Origin of the sequence: Flavobacterium sp. AJR, from assembly GCF_002156885.1 — a bacterium.
GTDB lineage: Bacteria > Bacteroidota > Bacteroidia > Flavobacteriales > Flavobacteriaceae > Flavobacterium.
The window spans coordinates 1-23,479 of the sequence record NZ_NCWQ01000045.1 but is presented as its reverse complement, the minus strand read 5'-3'; the positions used below and the strand labels follow the sequence as shown (position 1 = coordinate 23,479).

Below are 23,479 nucleotides of genomic sequence, written 5' to 3'. Positions count from 1 at the left end.
ATCCTATTAATTAATAATGTTGCTGCTATTTTCAAAATCGAGAAGATATTGTAAGATGCAGAAAAATGAAATTAATGCCTTATTTACACATTAATAAATTAGTGAAAACAATTGATTCGAATTTATCTAAATCGCAATTTTCTGGCATTAAAATTAATTGTTGTTGATCTTGTTAAGACTAAAGGCATGATATTGTTTATCATGCCTTTTTTCATGCAAAGTAAATTTACCTATAATCGCAAATTTTTAAATGAATGCAAATAAATTGCTAAATTTTAAATACATAATGCAATTTTTTGTCATAATTAATAAATTAAATAGTTTTAAGAATAGAAAGAGATTTAATACTTTTATAAAAAAATTGGAAACATGAGTTATTACAAAATTGAAAATTTAGAACAATATTTTAAACACTACAATAAATCTGTTCGTGAACCAAGAAAATTTTGGGGAAAAATAGCAGAGGAAAATTTCACATGGTATCAACAATGGGAAAAAGTTGTTGATTTTAATATGGCAGATGCAGAAGTAAAGTGGTTTTCTGAAGCAAAAGTAAATATTACTAAAAACTGTATTGACAGACATTTAAGTAAAAGAGGAGAAAAAACAGCAATAATATTCGAACCAAACGATCCATCAGAAAGTTCATTACATATTACTTATAATGAGTTGTACGAGAGAGTTTCGAAAATGGCAAATGTTCTTCGTGAACAAGGAATAAAAAAAGGAGACAGAGTTTGTATTTATTTACCAATGATTCCAGAATTGGCAGTTTCAGTTTTGGCATGTGCAAGAATTGGAGCAATACATTCAGTTGTATTTGCAGGATTTTCGGCATCGGCAGTAACTGCTAGGATAAATGATAGCGAATGTAAAATGGTTATCACTTCTGATGGAGGTTATAGAGGTAACAAAACGATTGATTTAAAAGCAATTGTTGATGAAGCGTTAGAAACTTGTCCATGCGTAACCAAAGTATTGGTTGCAAAAAGAACAAAAACTGAAGTAAAAATGAAAGAAGGGCGTGACCAATGGTTGCAACCGCTTCTAGATGCTGCATTAGACTATAATGTTGCAGAAATTATGGATGCAGAAGATCCGTTATTTATCTTATATACATCTGGTTCTACAGGAAAACCAAAAGGAATGGTTCATACCACTGCCGGATATATGGTTTACACAGCTTATACATTCAAAAATGTTTTTGCTCACGAAGAAAATGATATTTTCTGGTGTACAGCCGATATTGGTTGGATCACAGGTCACTCATACATATTATACGGTCCATTATTAAATGGAGGAACAACTGTAATTTTTGAAGGAGTTCCGTCATACCCAGATTTCAGCCGTTTTTGGGAAATTATAGAGAAACATAAAGTAACTCAGTTTTACACTGCGCCAACAGCAATTCGTTCATTGGCAAAAGAAAGCTTAGATTATGTTCAGAAATACCCTTTAAAATCACTTAAAGTAATTGGATCAGTAGGAGAGCCTATCAACGAAGAAGCTTGGCACTGGTACAATGACCACGTAGGAGATAAAAGATGTCCAGTTGTAGATACTTGGTGGCAAACAGAAACTGGAGGAATCATGATTTCGCCAATTGCTTTTGTAACGCCTACAAAACCTACATATGCAACATTGCCACTTCCTGGAATTCAACCGGTTTTAATGGATGAAAAGCGCAATGAAATAGAAGGAAACCAAGTAGTAGGAAGTTTGTGTATTAAATTTCCATGGCCAGGAATCGCCAGAACTATCTGGGGAGATCACCAACGTTATAAAGATACTTACTTCTCTGCGTTTCCAGGTAAATACTTTACAGGAGATGGTGCATTAAGAGATGAAGTAGGATATTACAGAATCACAGGTAGAGTAGATGATGTTGTGATTGTTTCAGGACATAATCTTGGAACAGCTCCAATAGAAGATGCTATTAATGAGCATCCTGCAGTAGCTGAATCTGCAATTGTTGGATTCCCACATGATATAAAAGGAAATGCTTTATACGGTTTCGTAATCCTAAAAGAAACAGGAGAATACAGAGACAGAGCCAATTTAAGTAAAGAGATTAATCAATACATTTCAGATCACATTGGGCCAATTGCTAAGTTAGATAAAATTCAGTTTGTATCTGGTTTACCAAAAACACGTTCAGGAAAAATCATGCGTAGAATTTTACGTAAGATTGCCGAAGGAGATTACTCAAACTTTGGAGATATCTCGACTTTATTGAATCCAGAAATTGTAGAAGAGATTATGAAAGAAAAAATCTAATATCTTTTTCAAAAAATAAATTTCTAAGCTGTCTCAAATCGAGGCAGCTTTTTTTGTATTAAAATGGGTTATTATTAATAAATTAGTTAAATTAGCAATAGCATTAATTCGTTAAAATCTAAAACACCTTGTAAAAATTAGATTAACGAACTCATAACTGTTAAAAACGAATAGTATCTACATATGAAAAAAAATGCTGATGTAGTGATTATTGGTGGCGGACTAGCAGGACTTACTTGCGGGATTCATTTATCTAAAATGAAACTACAAGTGATTTTAATTGAAAAAAATGAATTCCCAAAACATAAAGTTTGTGGCGAATACGTTTCTAATGAAATAAAGCCCTATCTGGATTGGCTTGATTTGAAAATTCAAGATTTAAACCCTACAACAATTACAGAGCTAGAATTCTCTGCACCCAACGGCAAATTAATTCATTGTACCTTACCATTAGGAGGATTCGGGATTAGTCGGTATGCATTGGATTATCATTTATACCAAAAAGCAATCGAAAATGGATGCGAAATAATTCATGATACTGTCGAAGATATTGATTTTAAAAATGATGTATTTACAGTTTCAACTTCAGATGCTAAAATGTTTATTGCTAAAATTGCAATAGGCGCTTTTGGCAAACGTTCTAATTTTGATCAAAAACTACAACGCAATTTTATTCTAAAAAAAGCACCTTGGCTCGCTGTAAAAGGGCATTATAAAGGAGATTTTCGTAATGATCTTGTAGGTTTGTACAATTTTGAAGGAGGTTATTGTGGTGTTTCAAAAGTTGAAAACGACATTATAAACATGTGCTATTTAGTGAATTTTGAAACTTTTAAAAAATTCAAAAATATAGATGACTTCCAAACTAATATTATTTATAAAAACGCACATTTAAAGCAGATTTTTACAAATAGCACCCCATTGTTTGAAAAACCATTAACGATAAGTCAGATTTCATTTGAAGAGAAAACGGCAATAGAAAATCACATACTAATGGTTGGTGATAGCGCAGGACTAATTCAACCATTATGCGGAAACGGGATGGCAATGGCAATTCATAGTGCCAAAATAGCATCTGAATTAATTACAGATTTTTTTACTAATACAATTAAATCAAGAAAAGAACTTGAAGAAAAATATACCAAATCATGGAATTACAATTTCAAAAAGAGATTAAGAACTGGACGCTTTCTAGCTTCTCTTTTGCAAAATAAAACCAAATCTACATTTGTTATGTGGTTATTAATTCAATTTCCTTTTTTGTTACCTCGAATCATAAAAAGAACACATGGCAAACCTATAACTCTAAATTATTAATGGCAATAAAAACCAAATACAGAACCGATGATCCTGAAATTATGGATGATTTCAATTTAGAAGGTGAAATTTTGCAAAATGCTTTGGATAAAATCGCCAGAATAAACCAACTGCTAGGAGGGAACCAATTAACTTTACAAGGAGTAGAAAAATTATTAAAAGGTATTGATAAAAACCAAACTATAACTATTATAGATATAGGATGTGGAAATGGTGATATGTTAAGAAAATTAGCCGATTATGCATTAAAACACGATTGGGATTTTCAGCTAAGAGGTATTGATGCCAATGCATTTACAATAAGCTATGCTCGAAAATTATCCAAACATTACCCAAATATCAGCTACCGCTGTGAAGATGTATTTAGTGAAGCTTTTAATCAATTAAAATATGATATTGCCTTATGTACATTAACCTTACATCATTTTAAAACGGATGAAATTATTAATCTGGCAGCTATTTTTAATGTTAATGCAAAGTATGGCGTTGTTATTAATGATTTGCAAAGAAGTATAATTTCATATCGTTTATTTCAAGCATTATGCTTTATTACCCGATTAAACGGAATGCCTAAGAAAGATGGATTAACATCTATTTTAAGAGGATTTAAAAAAAGTGAATTGGTTGATTTTTCAAAACAATTAAACTTAAAAAAATATACCATTCAGTGGAAATGGGCTTTCCGATACCAATGGATAATTTCAAAAATATGAGTGTGAAAATAACCACAGTTGTTAAGCAATTACCAAAATATTCCAGGACAACAGAAGAAATTATTCCTTTTTTAGATTCATGGCTTATTGGTCAGGATGATCGTTTTATTCGAAAAGTCAAGAAAATTTTTGAAGGAGCGGCTGTAGATAAACGTTATTCTATTATGGATCCAATCGAAGTTTTTACCAATACTTCCTTTGAAGACCGAAACGATATCTATGTTCGTGAAGTTATCGATTTAGGAGAGAAAGTACTAAACAAAGCACTACATAAAGTAAATTGGAAACCAGAAAGTCTTGATTATATCATTACTGTAAGTTGCACCGGAATAATGATTCCGTCCTTAGATGCCTATCTAATAAACAAGCTCAAACTACGCCAAGATATCGTGCGTCTTCCAGTTACCGAAATGGGCTGTGCGGCAGGAATTTCAGGAATTATTTACGCTAAAAACTTTTTAAAAGCTAACCCTGGAAAACGAGCTGCGGTAATTGCGGTAGAAAGTCCTACGGCAACATTTCAGTTAGATGATTTTTCGATGGCGAATATTGTCTCAGCGGCAATTTTTGGAGACGGAGCAGCTTGTACATTGTTATCATCCCATAAAGACGATAACGGACCAGAGATTCTTGATGAAGAAATGTATCATTTTTATGATAACATACACATGATGGGTTTTAAACTTGTAAACACAGGATTGCAAATGGTGCTAGATATTGAAGTTCCAGAAACTATAGCTTCCCATTTTCCAGACATTATTCATCCGTTTTTAGCCAAGAACAATTTAAAAATAGAAAATATTGACCATTTGATATTTCATCCAGGAGGGAAAAAAATCATACAAACTGTAGAGGAATTATTCTCGGATCTAGGTAAAAACATTGACGATACAAAAGAAGTGTTGCGATTGTACGGAAATATGTCTAGCGCAACTGTTTTGTACGTTTTAGAACAAGTTATAGATAATCAACCTAAAAAAGGAACTAAAGGTTTAATGTTAAGCTTTGGTCCTGGGTTCTCAGCGCAACGCGTTTTATTACAATTTTAAATTAAAGCAGAAATGACGAATCAGGATATAATAGCTAAGTTGCCTTATACGAAACCCTTTTTGTTTGTAGATGAACTTATTTCTATATCCGAAAATGGAGTAGAGGGGAATTATTATTTTGATGAAAATTTAGATTTTTATAAAGGACATTTTATCTCAAATCCAGTTACTCCGGGTGTAATCTTAACGGAAGTTATGGCGCAAATTGGACTTGTGTGTTTAGGAATATTTTTGTTAAACAAAGAGTTTATAGAAACTACCTCAATTGCTTTAACATCAGTAGAAATTGATTTTTTAAAACCTGTTTATCCAAAAGAAAAAGTTACTGTTATTTCAGAAAAAATATATTTCAGATTTGGGAAATTAAAATGCAAAGTAAGCATGAAAAATGAACAAGGAGCAGAAGTTTGTTCTGGAACAATTGCAGGAATGATTGTTTAGCCTGAAGAAAGAATAGAACGCTGATGATACGAATTCGCTATAGCGAAAACACTGATTTAAACGGATTTCCTTTCGGGATCGTCATTATTAAAAAAATCCGTTTTTATCCGTGTCTTTACTTTTTGTAAATCTGTATCATCCGCGTTCCTTTATGGGCATCGGAGTTACTAACAATTAGATTATAAACTTAAAAGTAAGTAAAATGCAAAATAGAGTTGTCATTACAGGTCTTGGAGTTGTTGCCCCAAATGGGGTAGGACTTGATGCCTTTACAAATGCATTAAAAAAGGGTTTATCAGGAATTAAACATGATTCAGAATTAGAACGATTACAATTTTCTTGTCAGATTTCAGGAAAACCAGAATTATCTCCTGAATTAATTGCAGAGTATTTTACCGAACTTGAATTACGAAATTTTAATGCCTCAGGGATTTTATATGGTGTAATTGCTGGATTAGACGCTTGGAAAGATGCAGGATTATCAATTGAAGAAAATGAAGAACCTGATTGGGATAGCGGAACAATATTTGGTTCGGGAACATCAGGAATAGAAAAATTTAGAGAAAGCATTTATAAAATTGATGATTTCCAAACCAGACGATTAGGAAGCACTGTTGTAGCACAAACAATGAATAGTGGTGTAAGTGCTTATTTAGGAGGGAAACTTGGACTTGGGAATCAAGTTACAACCAATTCATCGGCATGCACAACAGGTACAGAAAGTGTTTTAATGGCGTATGAGCGTATAAAGCTAGGTCAGGCAAAACGTATTCTGGCTGGAAGTACGAGCGATTCTGGGCCATATATTTGGGGTGGATTTGATGCAATGAAGGTATGTACATTCAAACACAATGATTCTCCCGAAAATGGTTCAAGACCAATGAGTGCAAGTGCTTCGGGTTTTGTTCCCGGAAGCGGTGCAGGAGCTTTGGTACTAGAAGATCTAGAAACTGCTTTAAGTAGGGGAGCCCGAATTTATGCGGAAGTTCTAGGCGGAAATGTAAATTCTGGCGGACAACGTGGCAGCGGGAGTATGACTGCGCCAAACTCAGTTGCTGTACAAAAATGTATTAGTAGCGCATTAGAAAACGCTAAAATTTCGGCTTCGGAAATTGATTTAATCAACGGACATTTAACGGCAACTTCTAAAGACGCTTTAGAAATTGAGAATTGGAGTATTGCATTAAACCGAAAAGGAAAAGATTTTCCGTATGTAAATGCATTAAAATCAATTATCGGGCATTGTTTGTCAGCGGCAGGAAGTATCGAACTTGTAGCAGCGGTTTTGCAACTACATCAAAGTTTTATTTCTCCAAATACCAATTGCGAGGATTTAAATTCTGAAATCGCATCTATTATTGATAAATCAAGAATCCCAACTCAATTAATTAACTCTGATCTAAATATTATTGCTAAGGCAAGTTTTGGTTTTGGAGATGTTAATGGCTGTGTGATTTTGAAAAAATATAACCAACTTTCAATTTAAAACTAATAATTAAATATGAACAACGACCAATTACTTACCGAATTAAAGAAGATTGTAAAGCCTTATACTAAAAATGATGAAGCTTTTGAAAACTTTACTGAAGAAACAAATTTCATAACCGATTTAAATATTAACTCTGCCAATTTGGTCGATATTGTATTGGATGTCGAAGAAGCGTTTGATATTATAATCGATAATGAATCGATGGAGAAAATGGTTAATGCTAAAGCTGCTTTAAGTATTATTCAATCCAAACTTGATGAAAAATGATTGGCAATGACATTGTTGATTTAGAAACTGCTCGGCAAGAAAGTAATTGGAAACGAAAAGGATTTTTGGATAAAATCTTCACTCCACAAGAGCAATTTCTTATTCTGAATTCCGAAAAACCCGAAATCATGGTTTGGAATTTATGGAGCCGAAAAGAAGCTGCTTATAAAATATACAATCGCGAAGCGAAAATAAGCGGATATTTTCCAACCAAACTAGTTTGCTTTTACGAAAGTGCTAATTCTGGTACCGTAACTATAAATAACACATTGTATTATACAAAAACAACAATTACAGAAGATTATATTGATACTATAGCAGTTTCTAGAAAGAATAATTTAAAAAGAATCTCTGTTTTAGATACTGAAACTAAAATATTCAAAGATGTTGGGATTCCGTACATAATTGATGCTGCAACAAAATCTAGAATACCAGTTTCAGTAAGTCATCACGGACGTTTTATTAAGTCTGTGAGGATTAAGTAAAAAAAATAAATACATTATGAAAAAAAGTTTTGAACCATTAAGAGGTTAAGAAAAATTAAGTCAAATCTAAGTGAAGTTTAATCCCTTAATGGTAAAAAAACAAAAAAATCCACAAATTCACACTAATGGGTTTCGTGAAAATTTGTGGAATTCGTGTTAGTTTTAAAATTTCAGAAGTATTATTTTATTCCTAATCTTGATTTTAGTTTCAAGAACAATAAAGCAATTTTATAAGCATCTTCGGAAGATGAATTTCTTTCGCTTTTTGGTATTTTATAAATTTCGCATAATTCATCTAGAGAAAACTGTCTGTCGTTGATGTCGTGTAGTTTGCGATACATCACATCAACATCTAAAGCTTCATTCTTAAGTCTTCCGCAATCTAATTTTTCTAAGGCAGCATTAATCATTTCGACATCAAAATTAATATGATGTCCAACTAAAATACCGTTCCCAATATATTCGATTAATCCTCTAAGCGCATCAGGTTCAGCTAATTTTTCCATTTTACTTTCTATAATAAACTCATTTGTGAGTCCGTTATCATGAAAGAATTTATACTGCAATAAAACTGCTTCAAAGCTATCCTGAATAACAATGCTATTATTTACTACTGCAAATGAACCAATAGATAAGATTACATCTTTTGATGGATTTAAGCCAGATGTTTCGGTAGATAAAACAACAAAACGCTCTGATTTAATTTCAAATTTAGCAAGGTATTCTTTCCAGAAATCAGGATATTCTTTGTTGATATTTTTCAGCCAGTCTAACATATTATGAAAATTGGGTCAGTTGAAATTTACTCTTAATAAGCTCTTCAAGTTCTTTCATTGGAGCTAATGCATTTTTTAATTTTTCTTTATCGCTTTTAGATAATTCTCTTAGATTTATATATTGACCAGAGTCATCATTTTTAAAACCTTCGATTGTTCTAAACTTTGATAACGTTAAAAAAGCTTCAGCACAGCTAAGATAAATATCTGCATTCTTAGAATCTGTAATTGCTAATTGCTTAAATCTTAAATAAGTATTCTTGATTCCTTTTATATTCGAACTTAATATCAATAAACGTGCTCCGTCAATTAATGGCATTAATGCACGAGTTTTAATATCAAACATAAATTTATGCGGTCCATCTTCTTCAACTATAAATTTCTTAAAGAAACTTAAAGGAGAGTTTTTTCTCAAAGCATCATTTCCTAAGAAATCAAAGAATAATGTATTATTAATTGCGTTCTTGAATATCACATTTTCTATTGCTTCTTCAATTTTTGGTTCCCCAAAAACAATCTCATAATCAAAGAAAATACTACTTAAATCGTTACTATTTTCACCTGGAGTATTCATCCAGCTGTTGTATTGTTTTGTCCAGTCTGTCAATGACTTACACCAAAGCATATTACTTGCCATATGTCCGTTAGGACAATAGTCGTATCCGATTTTTTCTAACGTTCCTGTAGTTCTTTTAGCTAGACGTAAAAAGTAATCTTTTACATCACGATATTTATCTGCAGTTACATCTTCAAAAATCAGGATGCTATCCTGATCAGTTAACAAAAGCTGTTCTTTTCTTCCTTGACTTCCAATACTTAACCACGCAAATCGAGCAGGAGGTGAGCCCATTTCTAAAATAGAAAGCTCAACTGAGCGTTTAATCAATGCTAGATTGATTTCGTTTGCAATATTACTTATATGTGAAAGCGGAATATTCTTTTGTATGTAATTCTGAATTAAATCAGACAAACGATCTCTGATTTGTTTTAAATCCTTTGGTAATTGCGAACGTTTGATTTCTTTTATCAATACACCAGGATTACTCGCTTGAGCAACAATTAAATCATGCTCGGAGATAACTCCTTTTACAGCAGATTTACTTGTTCCGTCTTTTGTAACACACAAATGGCTTACATTATGTTTTAGCATCAATAATTGAGCTTCTGCTAATGAAACATTTTCTATTACAGTTACAACAGGCGAGGACATGATTTTATCTACAGTTTCTTCAATTGAGAATCTACCTGTAGCAATTTTAGAAGATAAATCGGCATCGGTTACAATCCCAATTGGCTTGTGATTCTCACAAACAACAATATTATCTACCATAGCATCTGTCATACGCAAAGCAGCATCTTTTACAATATCGCTTGCTACGGCTGTTAATGGCGAATTATTATACGTTAATGACTGAATGTATTGTATTTCAGACTGTTGATCTGAATAGAATATATTATCAGAAATATGATTTCCTTTAGCGTCAGAATTGTCTTTTGTGTGACGTGTGTTTGTCGCAAAACTCTCTAACAAGAAATTTAAAACATCTGGATTGTTTGCAACAAATGGCCTAAAGACAGCGATTGGTATTGCATACACAATACTTTCTTCTCTGGCTTTTGCAGTCATCATATAGTTATTCTTGGCAAAAAATGGACGTAGCCCAAATATATCACCATCATGGCATTTATTTAGTAAAGTTTCTTCGGCATCAGCAATTACCGATAAATTAATAACGCCAGAAGCAACTACATAAAAACTATCGTGTAAGGCATCGTTAACTTGAAATAATACTGCGTGTTTTTCTAAATTAATAACACGAATATTAGTTGCAATCTCAGATAATTCTTGAAAAGTTAAATTATCGAATGGCGGATATTCTTTCAAGAAATCTGCAATATGCTCAGCAATTGTATTCATAAGATTGATAAATTTTTAGAAAGTATCGTTTGTAAAAATAATAAAATAAACCCTTACAATGAAAGCATAAATAATTTTGAATCTATTTATTTTGCTGTATATTGATTAGCTAAAATAAGCAATAAAAGTATTCAATACCAAACATAGGGATTGATATGATCGTTTTCGGGTTTAAAAACATTCTATTTTACATAATATAAATTATAGTTCATTTATATACTAGTAGAATAGGCGCAAATAAAAAACCATCTTATTGCTAAGATGGTTTGCTTATGCTTAATACAAATGAATTTAATATTTCTTTGAGTAAACAGATTTCCCGTTTAAGAAAACTTCAAATCGACCGTTATCATCATAATAAGCTGTTTTATAAACGTCTCCTTTAAATATCGAAATGTCACCATGAACTCTTCCGTCAGCTTTTGTTGTGTAATCAAATATAATTTTTTTATTATAAGGACCTATGCCTAAGCTATAATCTGTAAATGGCGTTCCTTTTAAATCAAATTCTTGCTTAGAATCTATAATTTTATCATCTGAGTAAAAATTTGTAATTTGTTTTGTAAGCGGAATATCCGGATAAAATTTGTTGACTTTTTGAAGAAATTCATACTGTTCAACGCTTACAGGCTCAATTTTGGAAACCACTTTTTGAGAAAAAGAAACTGTAGTAACTAATAGTAATAATAAGGCACATCTTTTCATAATTGATAATTTTAAATTAATAATTATAGCCCTTTACAAAGCTAACTATGTTAAAAAAATAGTTTTTTCACTAAAAATTTCTTTAATGAATTAACAAGGTACGAAATATTTATCTTTGCAGTCAAATAAAAAATATATTTTTAAAATACAATGACTACAAAAAAATACATTCAACTTATACTTATTTTAGGTTCTTTAACTGCTCTGGGACCATTTTCTATTGATATGTATTTACCTGGTTTCTCTGATATTGCAAAAGACTTAAACACCACAGTTGCAAAAGTTTCCATGAGTTTATCTAGTTATTTTATAGGAATTTCGGCTGGACAATTACTTTATGGGCCTTTATTGGATAGATTTGGACGAAAAAAGCCTTTATTTATAGGATTGTTGGTTTATATTTTGGCTTCTTTGGGATGTATTTTCGTTACAGATATTGATACTTTTATTGGTTTACGTTTTTTACAAGCCGTTGGTAGTTGTGCTGCAACTGTTGCTTCTGTAGCAATGGTTAGAGATCTTTTTCCTGTAAAAGATATTCCTAAAGTATTTTCTATGTTAATGCTTGTTGTGGGACTTTCGCCAATGCTTGCACCAACTATTGGTGGTTACGTAACATCATATTCTGGTTGGCATACTGTATTCTTTATATTAATGTGTATGGGAATTGTTATTTTATTGGCTTCGCAAATTGGTTTGCCAAATACTCATAAACCAGATACATCTATTTCGTTAAAACCGAAACCAATTATTGCAAACTTCCTTAAAGTTGTAAAAGAGCCTCAGTTCTTTACTTATGCTTTTACTGGCGCAGTATCTTTTTCTGGATTATTTACTTATGTAGCGTCCTCTCCTATCGTTTTTATGGATATTTTTAAGGTTGACGCTAAAATGTATGGTTGGATTTTTGCCTTTATGTCGTTGAGTTTCATTGGTGCCAGCCAACTTAATTCTTTGTTATTAAGAAAGTTTTCTAGTGAACAAATGATATTTGGAGCATTAATTACTCAGTCTTTAATAAGTATTGTATTCTTGATTTTGGCAATGAACAATCTTCTTGGTTTGTACGAAACAATTGGTATGTTGTTTATTTATCTGGCTTGTCTAGGAATTTCTAATCCTAATACAGCTGGTCTTACAATGGCTCCTTTTGCCAGAAATGCAGGAAGTGCATCGGCATTAATGGGTGCAATTCAGCTTGGTTTGGGTGCAATTGCATCATTTGCAGTTGGTATATTTGTAGTAAACTCTATTATTCCGATGGTTGCGATTATGACTACAACTACAATTACCGCATTTATAATTTTAAATATTGGGAAACGTTTTATAAAAGAAAAAATTGCTGCTTCTAATGATGAAGAAACAGCAATGATTCATTAATGAAATAAATATAGTTTGTACAGAGGAACGCGGATTAAACGGATTCGCTATCGCGAAAACGCAGATTAAAAACGGATTTTTAAAAACATAAAGATGTCGCTCCGCTGGATCTTTAACTAGAAAGACGTATAAATTACTATAAATATTACGTTCCGCTGGAGCTTTTAATGAAAAAATAAAATTTAGATTATTTACTCAGTCTTAACTCTTTGTTAAAGGAACGCGAAATACGGATTTACGAAAATAAAAACACGGATTAAAAGATAAAAAATCTGTTTAATCCGTGTTTTTGCGATAGCGAATTCGTTTAATCCGCGTTCTTCTAGACCAAGTAAATCTGTGTGCGAAAAATCCCTTCTAGTTTATTGCTTTTTTATCTGGTCTGATAATCATACGCAATGATTGGTCTTTTGCAAAATAAGCAATCATCCAGTTATAGAATGTACTAAGACGATTACGATATGTTATAAGTGAAACTAAGTGTATAAATAACCAAATTGCCCAAGCTAAGAATCCGTTAAAATGCCATTTTGGTTTTGGTAAATCTACAACCGCTTTATTTTTACCTATAATTGCCATCGAACCTTTATCTACATATATAAAAGGTTTTAATGGTTTGTTTTGAGCAATTGCTTTGAAGTTTTTGGCTAAGTTTATTCCTTGCTGTATCGCTACTTGTGCTACTTGTGGATGTCCGTTTGGAAATGCAGGATCAGTATCCATGATTGATGTGTCACCGATAGCATAAATATTCTCAACTCCTTTTACTTTATTATACGCATCGGTTGCCATACGTTTACCGCGTCCGTAACTTTCCACAGGAATACCATCGAAAGCTTTGGCTGAAACTCCAGCTGCCCAAATTAGGTTTTTGGTATGAATGGTTTCTCCGTTAGAAAAATATACAATATCATCTACATAATCGGTAACTCGATTGTTTAGTTTTACAACAACTCCTAATTCTGTAAGTGCTTTAAGGGTGTCTTGTTGCGATGCTTTGCTCATTGGCGCCAACAGTGCATCTCCACCATCAACTAAGTAAACATTACTTGCAGTGGTATCTAGTTCTGGATATTCTTTTAATAAGATGTTTTTACGCATTTCGGCAAACATTCCCGAAACTTCTACTCCTGTTGGTCCACCTCCGGCTACAACAATGGTTAACAATTTACGGCGTTTACGAATGTCCTTGGTAATAGCTGCTTTCTCAAGATTTTTAAGCAATGTATTACGCATTACGATGGCATCATTTAGTGTTTTCATCGGAATGGCGTTTTTCATTACGTTTTCCAATCCAAAATAACTGGTTTCGGCACCAGTTGCAAATACTAAATAATCGTATGTTAATTCTCCGTTATTAAGAATTACTTTATTTTCAGCAGGAACTACTTCTTGTAATTCTCCTAATCTAAAGTTAAGGTTCTTTTTACCTGCAAAAAATTTTCTAAATGGGTAGCTAATACTTGATGGTTCTAAAAAAGCTGTAGCTACCTGATAAATAAGCGGCGGAAAAAAATTATAATTGTTTTTGTCTACAAGTGTGACTTGGATTTGATTGTGATTGACTAGCTCTTTTGCAAGATTGATTCCTGCAAAACCGCCACCTATAATAACTATTTTCATATATTGTTATTTTATAAGTAAGATTGTTTTAAAAAAAATACCTTATAAAAGTACAACATTAATGTGCAATGACAATTGTCAGTTTTGTTACTTTTTGAATTTTTTAACAGGTTTTTCGGCTACTTCAGGTTTGTTTTGCAATAAATAATTGGCAAGCAATTTTTCTATCAATTCGTCTTTGGTTAAATGATGAAAAACTGTTTTTACTTTGGTTTTTAAATCTGTAGAAACGTCGTGATTGGGCTTTGTTTTAAAGATTTGTTTTGCCCACAATAATGTGTTGTTTTCTTCCAAACTTGCTACAGATGGTTTTTTGAACTCGGTAAATTTAATTCCTAGTTCTTTTTCAAAATCTGCTATTTCTTTTACTTCTTCTGGTTGTAAAACTGTAAGCGAAAGTCCCTTTGCCCCTGCCCTAGCAGTTCTACCACTACGGTGTACATAAGCTTCGTAAGCATCTGGCAAATGGTAATTTACAACATAAGAGATTTCTTTAACATCTATTCCTCTAGCGGCTAAATCTGTAGCTACTAATATATTGATGTGTCCTTCACGAAATTGTTCCATGATTCTATCACGGATTCCTTGTGACAAACTTCCGTGCAATGCTCCTGATGAAAAACGGTTTATAGCTAAGTTTTTAGCTAATTTATTTACGGCTGCTTTTGTTTTACAAAAGATGATTCCGCGTTCTCCATCTCTGGAGTTTAAGAAATGCATTAAAACTTCTAGTTTCTCGATAGGATCAACTACAATATATTCATGATCAATTCCTTGGTTTCCTACCGTTTCCATATCAGCACTTACCTGAACTACATTTTTAGATAAGTAATTCTGGATCAATTGCTTAATTGTTCCTGGTAATGTTGCCGAGAATAATAATGTTGTATGTTTTTTTGGTAATTCGGCTACGATTTCGTCCAGACTTTCTTTTAGGATAGAAACCATTTCGTCGGCTTCGTCTAAAATAAGGTATTGTGTTTCTTTTAAGTTAACCGCTTTACGCTGAATTAAATCGATTAAACGTCCTGGTGTTGCAACTACAATGTGTGTAGGTTGCGTAAGGCGCTCAATTTGTGGTTTTATTGGGATTCCTCCGCAAGTTGCTGCAATAGAAACTTGTGGCAGGTGTTTTGAAAAATCTTCTAAATTTTTAAATATCTGATGTCCTAATTCTCTTGTTGGAACTAAAATTACAGCTTGAACCGTAGGAAGTTCAGGATTGATTAACTGTAATAATGGTAATCCAAAAGCAGCAGTTTTTCCTGTTCCTGTTTTAGCTAAACCTACTACATCACTGTTATTTGCTAAAATAAGCGGAATTGTTTTCTGCTGTATTTCAGTTGGTGTAACTATGTTTAATTCGGTTAACGCTTTTAATATCGGTGCTGAAATTCCTAAATCTGAAAATTGTTTTGACATTGTTTTAATTTATTTAAAAATTGAAAAATTTAAAGATTTAAAGATTTCTGATTGTATTTTTTACCATTAAGAGATTAAGGAAAATTAAGCTTAATCTCTTAAATAGTTTATTTTTCTTAGCTACAAATTGTACAAATAAGGCTAATTTTTATTATTTTACCATTAAGAGATTAAGAAAAGTTAAGTTTAATCTCTTAATAGTTCAATTTTTTTATTTTATTATAACTACGGAACTCCTAGCCCTGATGGTAACGTATCCTTTTATTTTTTTCTTTATAAAAATAAAAGATATAGTGTACAGCAGGAAATAGCTCCTTACTCTTCTCCCGAAGTTTCGGGACGCTCAGAGTGACATAAAAAAATCAATCTGGTTCGTTCATTATTTTTTCGCGGTATTTTTTACCGGTTAATAATACTAATCTCAATTTATAATCGTCTATAAGCCACTCGCGGTAATTCTTACTACACTGACTTAAACATTTAGAATAGCGTTTGATTCGGCAATCGATATCGTCTTCTAATTCTTTTCCTAATGCTTTTGCTTCTTGTAATGTTTCGGTATTATCTACACACATTGCTGCGTGTTGCTCTAATGATTTATCCAAAACTACTTTTGAACGTAAATTTTGTGCTATGGCGATTTTGTGTTCTTCATCGACATCAAAAGTTACATCGGCAGTTTTGCTAAATTTTGCACGCAATTCTGGTGGCATGCTATATTTAAAGTACAATTCGATTTCGGTATCGTCACGTAAATTCTCTAAATAGAATTCTGGTGATTTAAAGATATGTTGCCAGTTTACCGGCTCGCTCCATAAACCAAAACGTGCTGCATTGTTTCCTAAATCGATTACTGTAAATTCGTCTTTATTAGGTAATTTTCTTGAACCACGACCAATCATTTGGTAATATAATGTCAATGATTTTGTCGCTCTGTTTAATATAATAGTTTCTACTGTAGGCTCATCAAAACCAGTGGTTAAGATTCCTACTGATGTTAAAATAGCATCTGGAGTTTTCTTAAACCATTGCAAAATGTCTTTTCGTTCTTCGTTACTACTTGTATTATCCAGATGGCGAATATCGTATCCTGCTTCTCTAAATGTTTCATACACATATAATGATGTATGAATACCATTGTTGAAAATTAGGGTTTTCTTACCAAGTGATCTCTCTGTATATGCATGCAATAATTTTTCTTGCATGATTGTATTTGTATATAAATCATCTGAAGATTTTACGGTGTAATCTCCATTGATACCTACTTTTAATGATGTTAAACCTACATCATAACTATAGGTGGTTGCTTTTGCCAAAAAGCCTTTTTCGATTAATGAACCTATTGTGTCTCCTACAATTAGTTCATCATAACTTTCGTGCATTGGCAATTTAATATTCGAACTTAACGGCGTTGCTGTTACTCCTAATATAAATGCATTTTTAAACGAGCTTAATAGTTTACGGAATGAGTTGTAATGCGCCTCATCGATAATTACTAAACCAATATTATCTAAATGTAGTTTTTCGTCATTAATACGGTTTTTTAATGTTTCGACCATTGCCACAAAACAAGAATATTCGTTTTGATCTAATAGCTCTTTTACTTTACTATTGATTATCTTATTTTTAACACCAAAACCTTTCAACATTTTTGAAGTTTGCTTGCAAAGTTCAATTCTGTGTGTTAAAACTACTACTTTTTTATCGTGTTGTGACAAATAACGGCGTACGATTTCGGAAAAAACTACTGTTTTTCCTCCACCTGTAGGCAATTGATACAACAAATGATGTTGCGCCGAACCGTTGTCTAAACGATCAAAAATGGCGTCGATATCGCCTTTTTGGTATGCATATAGTTCTTTTTTTTCTTCTCTTTCTATTTCTAAAGTGTTTTGAGACATTGTATTTTATTGGTTTTTGCAAAAATACACCTAAAAAACAGTTATTCTGCCTTTTTTATCTTAAAATAAAAGGAAAAGTTTCGCTATTATTTAATTATGAATTTGGTTCTAAAAGAACATTTTATCCAAAATTACTTCAAAATCAGGCTCGTTTTTCCATTTTTGGGTAATAGTTTCCTGATGAATTTGATTGATTCTGGATTTAAATTCGGCTAAAATTCCGTTTGAAATTATAAAATTTACGGCTTGTTCGAATGAATTAAACATGCTTTTGTAAAAAAGTTCTTGCTTTATTGTATTTTCTGAAGAGTATGTTTGGGCAATTTCGATGTTATAAAGCATAACATCGGCAATTACAAAGGGGTCTACTCCTAAAAGTATAAAGTGTTTGATGTATTTTTGAGCTACTGACCGACGCATTTTTGGTTTTACCCGACGGCGTGTTGCTTTTGCTTTTACGGGAAAATATTCGTGCGAGATTTTTAGTTTGCATTCCTGCAAAAGGGTTTCTTCTTTAGGATTAAAAACAAAATTGTAATACACTTTTACTGGGCTAAATTTCTCGTATAATTCGATTATTTGCTCTTCGAGTTGTTCTTTGGTAAGATCGTTTAAATATTTTTTTAAATCGCGTTTACTCATTATCACTGTTTAAGATTGTAAAAGTAAATTACTTTAGCTTTCGATACCCTAAAAATCAAGCAGAATCATTAATTTTACCGATAATAATTTAAAAAAATAATTAAATGCTCAAGATTTTTAAGATTACAGCGATTTTAGAAGGAATTTCATATTTGGTTTTATTCTCTAACATGCTTTTTATCAAGCCTACAAATTTCCCATTATATAAAACATTATTGTTCCCTATCGGAATGAGTCATGGTTTGTTATTTGTTGCTTATATTTTATTGGCAATTTTATTAAAAAGTGCTCAAAAATGGGATTTTAAAACATTTATGTTGATTTTGGTTGCTTCTGTAATACCGTTTGGAACTTTTTATGTTGAGTATAAATACTTAAAAAATGCCTAATTTTTTGGAGAAAATATTTAACTTCTTATACCCTCTTTTTAGAGACTGGGGCATGAGCCGCAATATTGCGTCTTATCTCAGCCTTACTATTAATATTGCTTTATTAATAATCATGGCTTATGCCGTGTATTATGTAGCAAAATTTGTTTTGGTTACGCTAACTGCAATTTTTGCTCAAAAGACAAAAACTAAATTTGATGATTTTTTAATCAATAATAAAACAACTAAATATACGGCTTACTTAATTCCGTTTTTCTTTATTTATAAAGCTGTTCCGATAATCTTGGATAAATATGAATATTGGGAATTGATTTTCGGAAAAATAGTAGGTGTTTATATTGTATTATTATTGTTGTGGATTATCCGTACTGTATTTAATTCGCTTAAAGATTATTTAAAACAAAAACCAGAATACAGCGACAAACCTATTGATAGTTTTATTCAGGTTGTCATGATGGTGCTCTGGATTTTTGGGGTAGCAATTATTATCTCTAAATTATTCGGAATCAAGCAAGGCGAATTACTAACTATTTTAGGAACACTTTCGGCAATTATTATCTTGATTTTTAGAGATACTATCCTAGGGTTTGTTTCTAGCGTACAGGTTGCGATAAACGACATGGTACGTATTGGTGACTGGATTACGATGGAGAAATTTGGTGCCGATGGTGATGTTATCGAGATTAATCTTACTACGGTAAAGGTTCGAAATTTTGACAATACTATCACTACCATTCCTACTTATGCTTTGAGTTCGGATTCATTCCAGAACTGGCGTGGAATGCAAAAATCGAATGGACGTCGTATCAAAAGACATATTTTGATCAAAACCAGTACTATTCGTTTTTTAAATGATGAAGATTTGGCTTTGATGAAGAAAATCCAACTTATTACTCCTTATATTGAATCTCGTCAGGCTGAAATAGAAAAGTTTAATGCGTTGCATGGCATAGATAAGTCGTTGGCTTTAAACGGTCGCAATATGACTAATCTTGGTTTGTTCAGAAAATATATTATCCAGTATATGGTGAATCATCCTGGATTAAATAAAGAGATGCACATGATGTGCCGTCAGTTACAATCGACTGCGCATGGTGTACCTCTGGAAATCTATACTTTTTCGAGTGACAAACGTTGGGCCAATTATGAATATATTATGGCCGATATCTTTGATCACGTTATGGCTTCGATAGTATATTTTGATCTTGAGATATTTGAGTTGCCTTCTCAAATTGGGCATTTAGATTAAATACTTAAAATACAATTCTTAAACCATATAAGTTATATAAGAAAATATAAGCTTTGCTTACATGAACTTACATAACTTATGTGGTTATTTTTTTATAATTTAAAATCTACAAAAGTTTCATTTAACACATAGAAACATAGATTTTATGTGTAAAAAAGAGAACGAAAAAGAAATACATTTCTTTCACATAGCTAGCTTTGTGTGTTTTAAACATTAAGAAAAATATAAGCCTTGCTTAGATTAACTTACATAACTTATATGGTTAATATTAAACCTATAAACGGTCTTTTACGTATTCTATCTTCGTTTTTCCATGTGCTTTTGGTTTGCCATCTTCTCCTAGATTTACCATTGTAATATTATCGATTGTAATAATCGTTTCTCTGGTCATCATGTTTCGCACAATACATCTTAATACTAACGAAGTGTTTCCGAACTTAACTACATCTATCCCAATTTCGACAATATCTCCTTGTCTGGCTGAGCTTTTAAAATTAATCTCGGACATGTGTTTGGTCACCACTCTGTAGTTTTCTAACTGAATAATTGTATATAAAGCCAACTCTTCGTCTATCCATGCCAGTAATTGTCCTCCAAATAAAGTTCCGTTTGGATTTAGGTCTTCGGGTTTAACCCATTTTCGAGTATGAAATCTCATAATTGTTAATTTATTAGTAACAAAAATAACATTTTAGTATCATTATTTTTTTTAATTTTAAAAGAAAAACATGAGCCAGCGAGATACTTTTTTACAAGAATTCCGAGGACCAACTTTAGGCACTGTAAATGCTCAATCTTCTGCAGATGAATTATTTCAAAACGAAGTACTTCGGCCAATTTTACAACTTCAAAATGATTTATTGGTGGATGTTTTTATAAATTATGTGAATAAAAACAAAACTGATTTTTATTCTTATACCGTAGAAAAGAAACTATCGGTAATCGAAAACTCTATTCAAAAAGACATTAAGTTTCGAAATTCACTAAAAGGAATGGTCATCGCTCTTTTTACATTAGATGAATATCAAACTTATATTCTAAACTCATCTAGTCTGAACAAAAGAATGATGAATCTGGTAATTGAAAGACTTAAAAACCAAGTTCAGTTGTTTGAGTTGGAATCGAATTAGAAATATCTATAATGGAACGCGATCCCGAAGCGTCGGGACAGATTCGCTAAGGCGAAAACACGGATAAAAACGGATTTTCTTTTAATGCTTTAAAAAATCTGATTTTATCAGCGTTTTTACTTTTGTAAATCCGTTTTATCTGCGTACTTCTTTTTTACACATACTAAAGGAAAAATATCATTAGAGTAATTGAAACAAAAAAGCCTTTAGAATCATCTAAAGGCTTTATATATTTTTTACTTTTTGCTTGTCATTAGCTCTTTTATGTATTTTACTGGAGCACTACCATAACTTAAGAATTTTTCATGAAACTCTTTTAAATTAAACTTCGTTCCTTGTTCTTTTTTTAATGCTTCTCTAAAATCATAAATCTCTGTATATCCTGTAAAATAAGAACACAGCTGAACTTGAGATAATGTTACACGCTTCCATTTTCCATCAGCTTCTGCTTGTTGTTGAAAAGCTTCTTTAGTAAGTAAAGCTATTGCAGCTTCTTTACTCATATCTTTGGTATGAACACTATAATCTAATATTGTATTACAAGTTGTTCTTAGATTCCATTTGTAATACATCAACCACATTTCATCTGAGTTTTTGTACCCGCTTTCAAGCATCATTCTTTCAGTATAAACCGCCCAACCTTCGACCATTGCTCCATTTCCTAAAATAGATTTTATGATATTTGGTGATTGATTGCTGTAAACTAATTGTGTGTAGTGTCCCGGAATTGCTTCGTGAATGTTAAGAATCTGCAAGATATAATCATTGTATTCTCTTAAATAGCTTTCAGCATTTTCGGCTGTCCAACCTGCCATGCTACCAACATTATAATACGTATTTGCATTTTTATCATAAGGTCCAGGCGCAGATATCGAAGCTCCTGCAACACCAGCCATATAAGCCGGTTCTTTTCTTACTACAAGCGGTTTTGATGGATCTATATAAAGTAAATCTTTTGCCTTAACGTAAGCAACAAGCTCAGGGATTTGCTTTTCTATTTCTGATTGAAATTTCTCTGGAGTTGTATGCTGTAATGAAATCTTATCGATTACTTGCTTAATTAATTCCAGTTTATCTGTTGGTTTTACAGCTGTTCCGTTATATTTTGACCATAGTTTATTAGCTAGAACAAACATTTTATCATGTAGATCATTTTTATGGTTTACTGCAATTTTAAAAATTTCATCGGCAGTATATCCTGACTCAATATCAAAATTAAATTTCTTAGCATATAACTCCGATCCTAATCTAAAAGAACGAGGCGTTTTATTGTCTAGTTTTTTCAACCAATTAGCATAATCTGTAATTGCTTTTACTGATACATCTGCTTTAGTAGTAATCGCTTTTTTCTCTTCAGGAGATAATTTACTTTTGCTCAAAGCGGCAACTAAATCTTCTTTAAATACCGAAGTTCCTCCTAGATTTTGATCTATTGCAAGTGATGTATGTTCCTGAGTTGGGTTTTTAATATTTAATTTTGCTGCTTCATAATAAGCAGGAATTGCATTCATCTTCAAATTAAAATTATGCAACCTAACATCTAGTGAATCGTATTTACCGTTTAATATTTCTGCGAAAGCGCCACAAACATTATATTCTGATGGATCCCATTGTCCAGATTTAAGTTCGTTTATGCTAAAAAGGGTTCCTTCTAGCTGATTTTTAATCATATAAAAATCAGTTTTATTATTATCAGAAAGACTTTCTAAAGAATATTGTTTTAATGAATCTAATTGAGAATTAGCAAAATCCAATTGTTTCTTTTGATTTTCGGCATTTGGTATAACCAAAACGCTATCTAATTTATGATATCCTTGGCTTGCAGCCCAATCAGGATTCAGTTTCCATAAGTCGGTAATAAAACCATCCTTATATTTCTCAAATTTTTCGTTTGAAGCTTTATCATCACCTGTTTTAGCATTTTTATTACAGGAAACTAGTAGAGCTACAATAACAATAGGAATAAAAAGTTTTTTCATATATAATGTATTAAACCGCTAAAGATAAAAAATGATCTTTATGCTGGGCAATTTTGCGATCTTTTTTAATTAACCGCAATGTTAAATTCTTTGCGAAAGGAACGCGGATGATACGGATTTACAAAAGTAAAAACGCGGATTAAAAACGGATTTTTTAAAATATCATAGATAGAAAATCCGTTTTAATTGATTGTATTGTTTTAACTAGCGAGCAAACTCTTATAATATGCTTCTACATCTTTCCAATGATAATATGGTGCTTTATCTGTTTGTATAGTTGGAACAAGGATTTCTTTTTCGTGCAGAAGGAATTTTACAAGAATATCA

The 23,479-nt window shown here is 32.0% G+C and carries 21 protein-coding genes; 12 read left to right on the top strand and 9 right to left on the bottom strand.

From position 1 onward, the window contains the following. The first annotated feature begins 369 nt into the window (after positions 1-369). From acs to B8T70_RS13070, 8 genes are all read left to right on the top strand, one after another. On the top strand, positions 370-2,277 hold the full coding sequence (acs, locus tag B8T70_RS13105) for an acetate--CoA ligase (protein ID WP_039112031.1): 1,908 nt from the start codon (positions 370-372) through the stop codon (positions 2,275-2,277). A gap of 183 nt (positions 2,278-2,460) precedes the next feature. Further along, entirely contained in the window at positions 2,461-3,594 is a 1,134-nt protein-coding gene (locus B8T70_RS13100) for an NAD(P)/FAD-dependent oxidoreductase (RefSeq protein ID WP_086895134.1), read from the top strand. Beyond that, complete coding sequence (locus tag B8T70_RS13095) at positions 3,594-4,307, top strand: methyltransferase domain-containing protein (protein WP_086895133.1); 714 nt, start codon at positions 3,594-3,596, stop codon at positions 4,305-4,307. Before B8T70_RS13100 ends, B8T70_RS13095 begins: the two co-directional genes overlap by 1 nt. Further along, a complete protein-coding gene (locus tag B8T70_RS13090; RefSeq protein WP_086895137.1) occupies positions 4,304-5,356 on the top strand; it encodes a type III polyketide synthase in 1,053 nt (350 codons plus the stop codon). Before B8T70_RS13095 ends, B8T70_RS13090 begins: the two co-directional genes overlap by 4 nt. A gap of 12 nt (positions 5,357-5,368) precedes the next feature. After that, on the top strand, positions 5,369-5,797 hold the full coding sequence (locus B8T70_RS13085) for a 3-hydroxyacyl-ACP dehydratase FabZ family protein (RefSeq protein WP_086895132.1): 429 nt from the start codon (positions 5,369-5,371) through the stop codon (positions 5,795-5,797). 202 nt (positions 5,798-5,999) lie between these two features. Further along, on the top strand, positions 6,000-7,283 hold the full coding sequence (locus tag B8T70_RS13080; protein ID WP_086895131.1) for a beta-ketoacyl synthase: 1,284 nt from the start codon (positions 6,000-6,002) through the stop codon (positions 7,281-7,283). A gap of 15 nt (positions 7,284-7,298) precedes the next feature. Next, the gene (locus B8T70_RS13075; RefSeq protein ID WP_039119151.1) at positions 7,299-7,553 is read left to right on the top strand and encodes an acyl carrier protein; all 255 of its coding nucleotides are present in this window, start codon (positions 7,299-7,301) and stop codon (positions 7,551-7,553) included. After that, on the top strand, positions 7,550-8,038 hold the full coding sequence (locus tag B8T70_RS13070) for a 4'-phosphopantetheinyl transferase superfamily protein (RefSeq protein ID WP_086895130.1): 489 nt from the start codon (positions 7,550-7,552) through the stop codon (positions 8,036-8,038). The genes B8T70_RS13075 and B8T70_RS13070 overlap by 4 nt, the downstream gene beginning before the upstream one ends. 179 nt (positions 8,039-8,217) lie before the next feature. On the opposite strand, the gene B8T70_RS13065 is transcribed toward B8T70_RS13070, so the two are convergent. The 3 genes from B8T70_RS13065 to B8T70_RS13055 form a co-directional block, all read right to left on the bottom strand. Beyond that, positions 8,218-8,814: a PolC-type DNA polymerase III gene (locus B8T70_RS13065; RefSeq protein ID WP_086895129.1), complete on the bottom strand. Its 597-nt coding sequence runs from the start codon at positions 8,812-8,814 to the stop codon at positions 8,218-8,220. A 1-nt stretch (position 8,815) separates the two neighbouring features. After that, entirely contained in the window at positions 8,816-10,732 is a 1,917-nt protein-coding gene (locus tag B8T70_RS13060; RefSeq protein ID WP_039112038.1) for a DUF294 nucleotidyltransferase-like domain-containing protein, read from the bottom strand. Positions 10,733-11,023: 291 nt separating this feature from the next. After that, entirely contained in the window at positions 11,024-11,437 is a 414-nt protein-coding gene (locus B8T70_RS13055; protein WP_039112039.1) for a hypothetical protein, read from the bottom strand. A 150-nt stretch (positions 11,438-11,587) separates the two neighbouring features. Between B8T70_RS13055 and B8T70_RS13050 the strand changes: the two genes are divergently transcribed. Next, positions 11,588-12,817 (top strand): multidrug effflux MFS transporter, encoded by a 1,230-nt coding sequence (locus tag B8T70_RS13050; RefSeq protein WP_039112040.1) that lies wholly within the window; start codon positions 11,588-11,590, stop codon positions 12,815-12,817. A gap of 357 nt (positions 12,818-13,174) precedes the next feature. Here B8T70_RS13050 and B8T70_RS13045 read toward each other — a convergent pair whose 3' ends face one another. From B8T70_RS13045 to B8T70_RS13030, 4 genes are all read right to left on the bottom strand, one after another. After that, positions 13,175-14,440 (bottom strand): NAD(P)/FAD-dependent oxidoreductase, encoded by a 1,266-nt coding sequence (locus tag B8T70_RS13045; RefSeq protein WP_086895128.1) that lies wholly within the window; start codon positions 14,438-14,440, stop codon positions 13,175-13,177. Between the two features lie 87 nt (positions 14,441-14,527). Continuing rightward, positions 14,528-15,862 carry a DEAD/DEAH box helicase gene (locus B8T70_RS13040; RefSeq protein WP_086895127.1) on the bottom strand — a complete coding sequence of 445 codons (1,335 nt, stop codon included), beginning with the start codon at positions 15,860-15,862 and terminating at the stop codon, positions 14,528-14,530. 362 nt (positions 15,863-16,224) lie between these two features. After that, on the bottom strand, positions 16,225-17,763 hold the full coding sequence (locus B8T70_RS13035; RefSeq protein WP_039112043.1) for a DEAD/DEAH box helicase: 1,539 nt from the start codon (positions 17,761-17,763) through the stop codon (positions 16,225-16,227). Between the two features lie 108 nt (positions 17,764-17,871). Continuing rightward, a complete protein-coding gene (locus B8T70_RS13030) occupies positions 17,872-18,405 on the bottom strand; it encodes a DUF6155 family protein (RefSeq protein WP_086895126.1) in 534 nt (177 codons plus the stop codon). 104 nt (positions 18,406-18,509) lie between these two features. Here B8T70_RS13030 and B8T70_RS13025 point away from each other — a divergent pair, with 104 nt between their 5' ends. After that, the gene (locus tag B8T70_RS13025) at positions 18,510-18,794 is read left to right on the top strand and encodes a DUF3817 domain-containing protein (RefSeq protein WP_039112045.1); all 285 of its coding nucleotides are present in this window, start codon (positions 18,510-18,512) and stop codon (positions 18,792-18,794) included. Beyond that, on the top strand, positions 18,787-20,043 hold the full coding sequence (locus B8T70_RS13020) for a mechanosensitive ion channel family protein (protein WP_086895125.1): 1,257 nt from the start codon (positions 18,787-18,789) through the stop codon (positions 20,041-20,043). The genes B8T70_RS13025 and B8T70_RS13020 overlap by 8 nt, the downstream gene beginning before the upstream one ends. A gap of 274 nt (positions 20,044-20,317) precedes the next feature. On the opposite strand, the gene B8T70_RS13015 is transcribed toward B8T70_RS13020, so the two are convergent. Beyond that, positions 20,318-20,701 (bottom strand): acyl-CoA thioesterase, encoded by a 384-nt coding sequence (locus B8T70_RS13015; RefSeq protein ID WP_039117357.1) that lies wholly within the window; start codon positions 20,699-20,701, stop codon positions 20,318-20,320. Positions 20,702-20,771: 70 nt separating this feature from the next. Between B8T70_RS13015 and B8T70_RS13010 the strand changes: the two genes are divergently transcribed. Then, the gene (locus tag B8T70_RS13010; protein ID WP_086895124.1) at positions 20,772-21,173 is read left to right on the top strand and encodes a glyoxalase; all 402 of its coding nucleotides are present in this window, start codon (positions 20,772-20,774) and stop codon (positions 21,171-21,173) included. A gap of 236 nt (positions 21,174-21,409) precedes the next feature. On the opposite strand, the gene B8T70_RS13005 is transcribed toward B8T70_RS13010, so the two are convergent. Continuing rightward, positions 21,410-23,152, bottom strand: a complete 1,743-nt coding sequence (locus B8T70_RS13005; protein ID WP_086895123.1) for a DUF885 domain-containing protein — start codon at positions 23,150-23,152, stop codon at positions 21,410-21,412. Between the last annotated feature and the right edge of the window lie 327 nt (positions 23,153-23,479).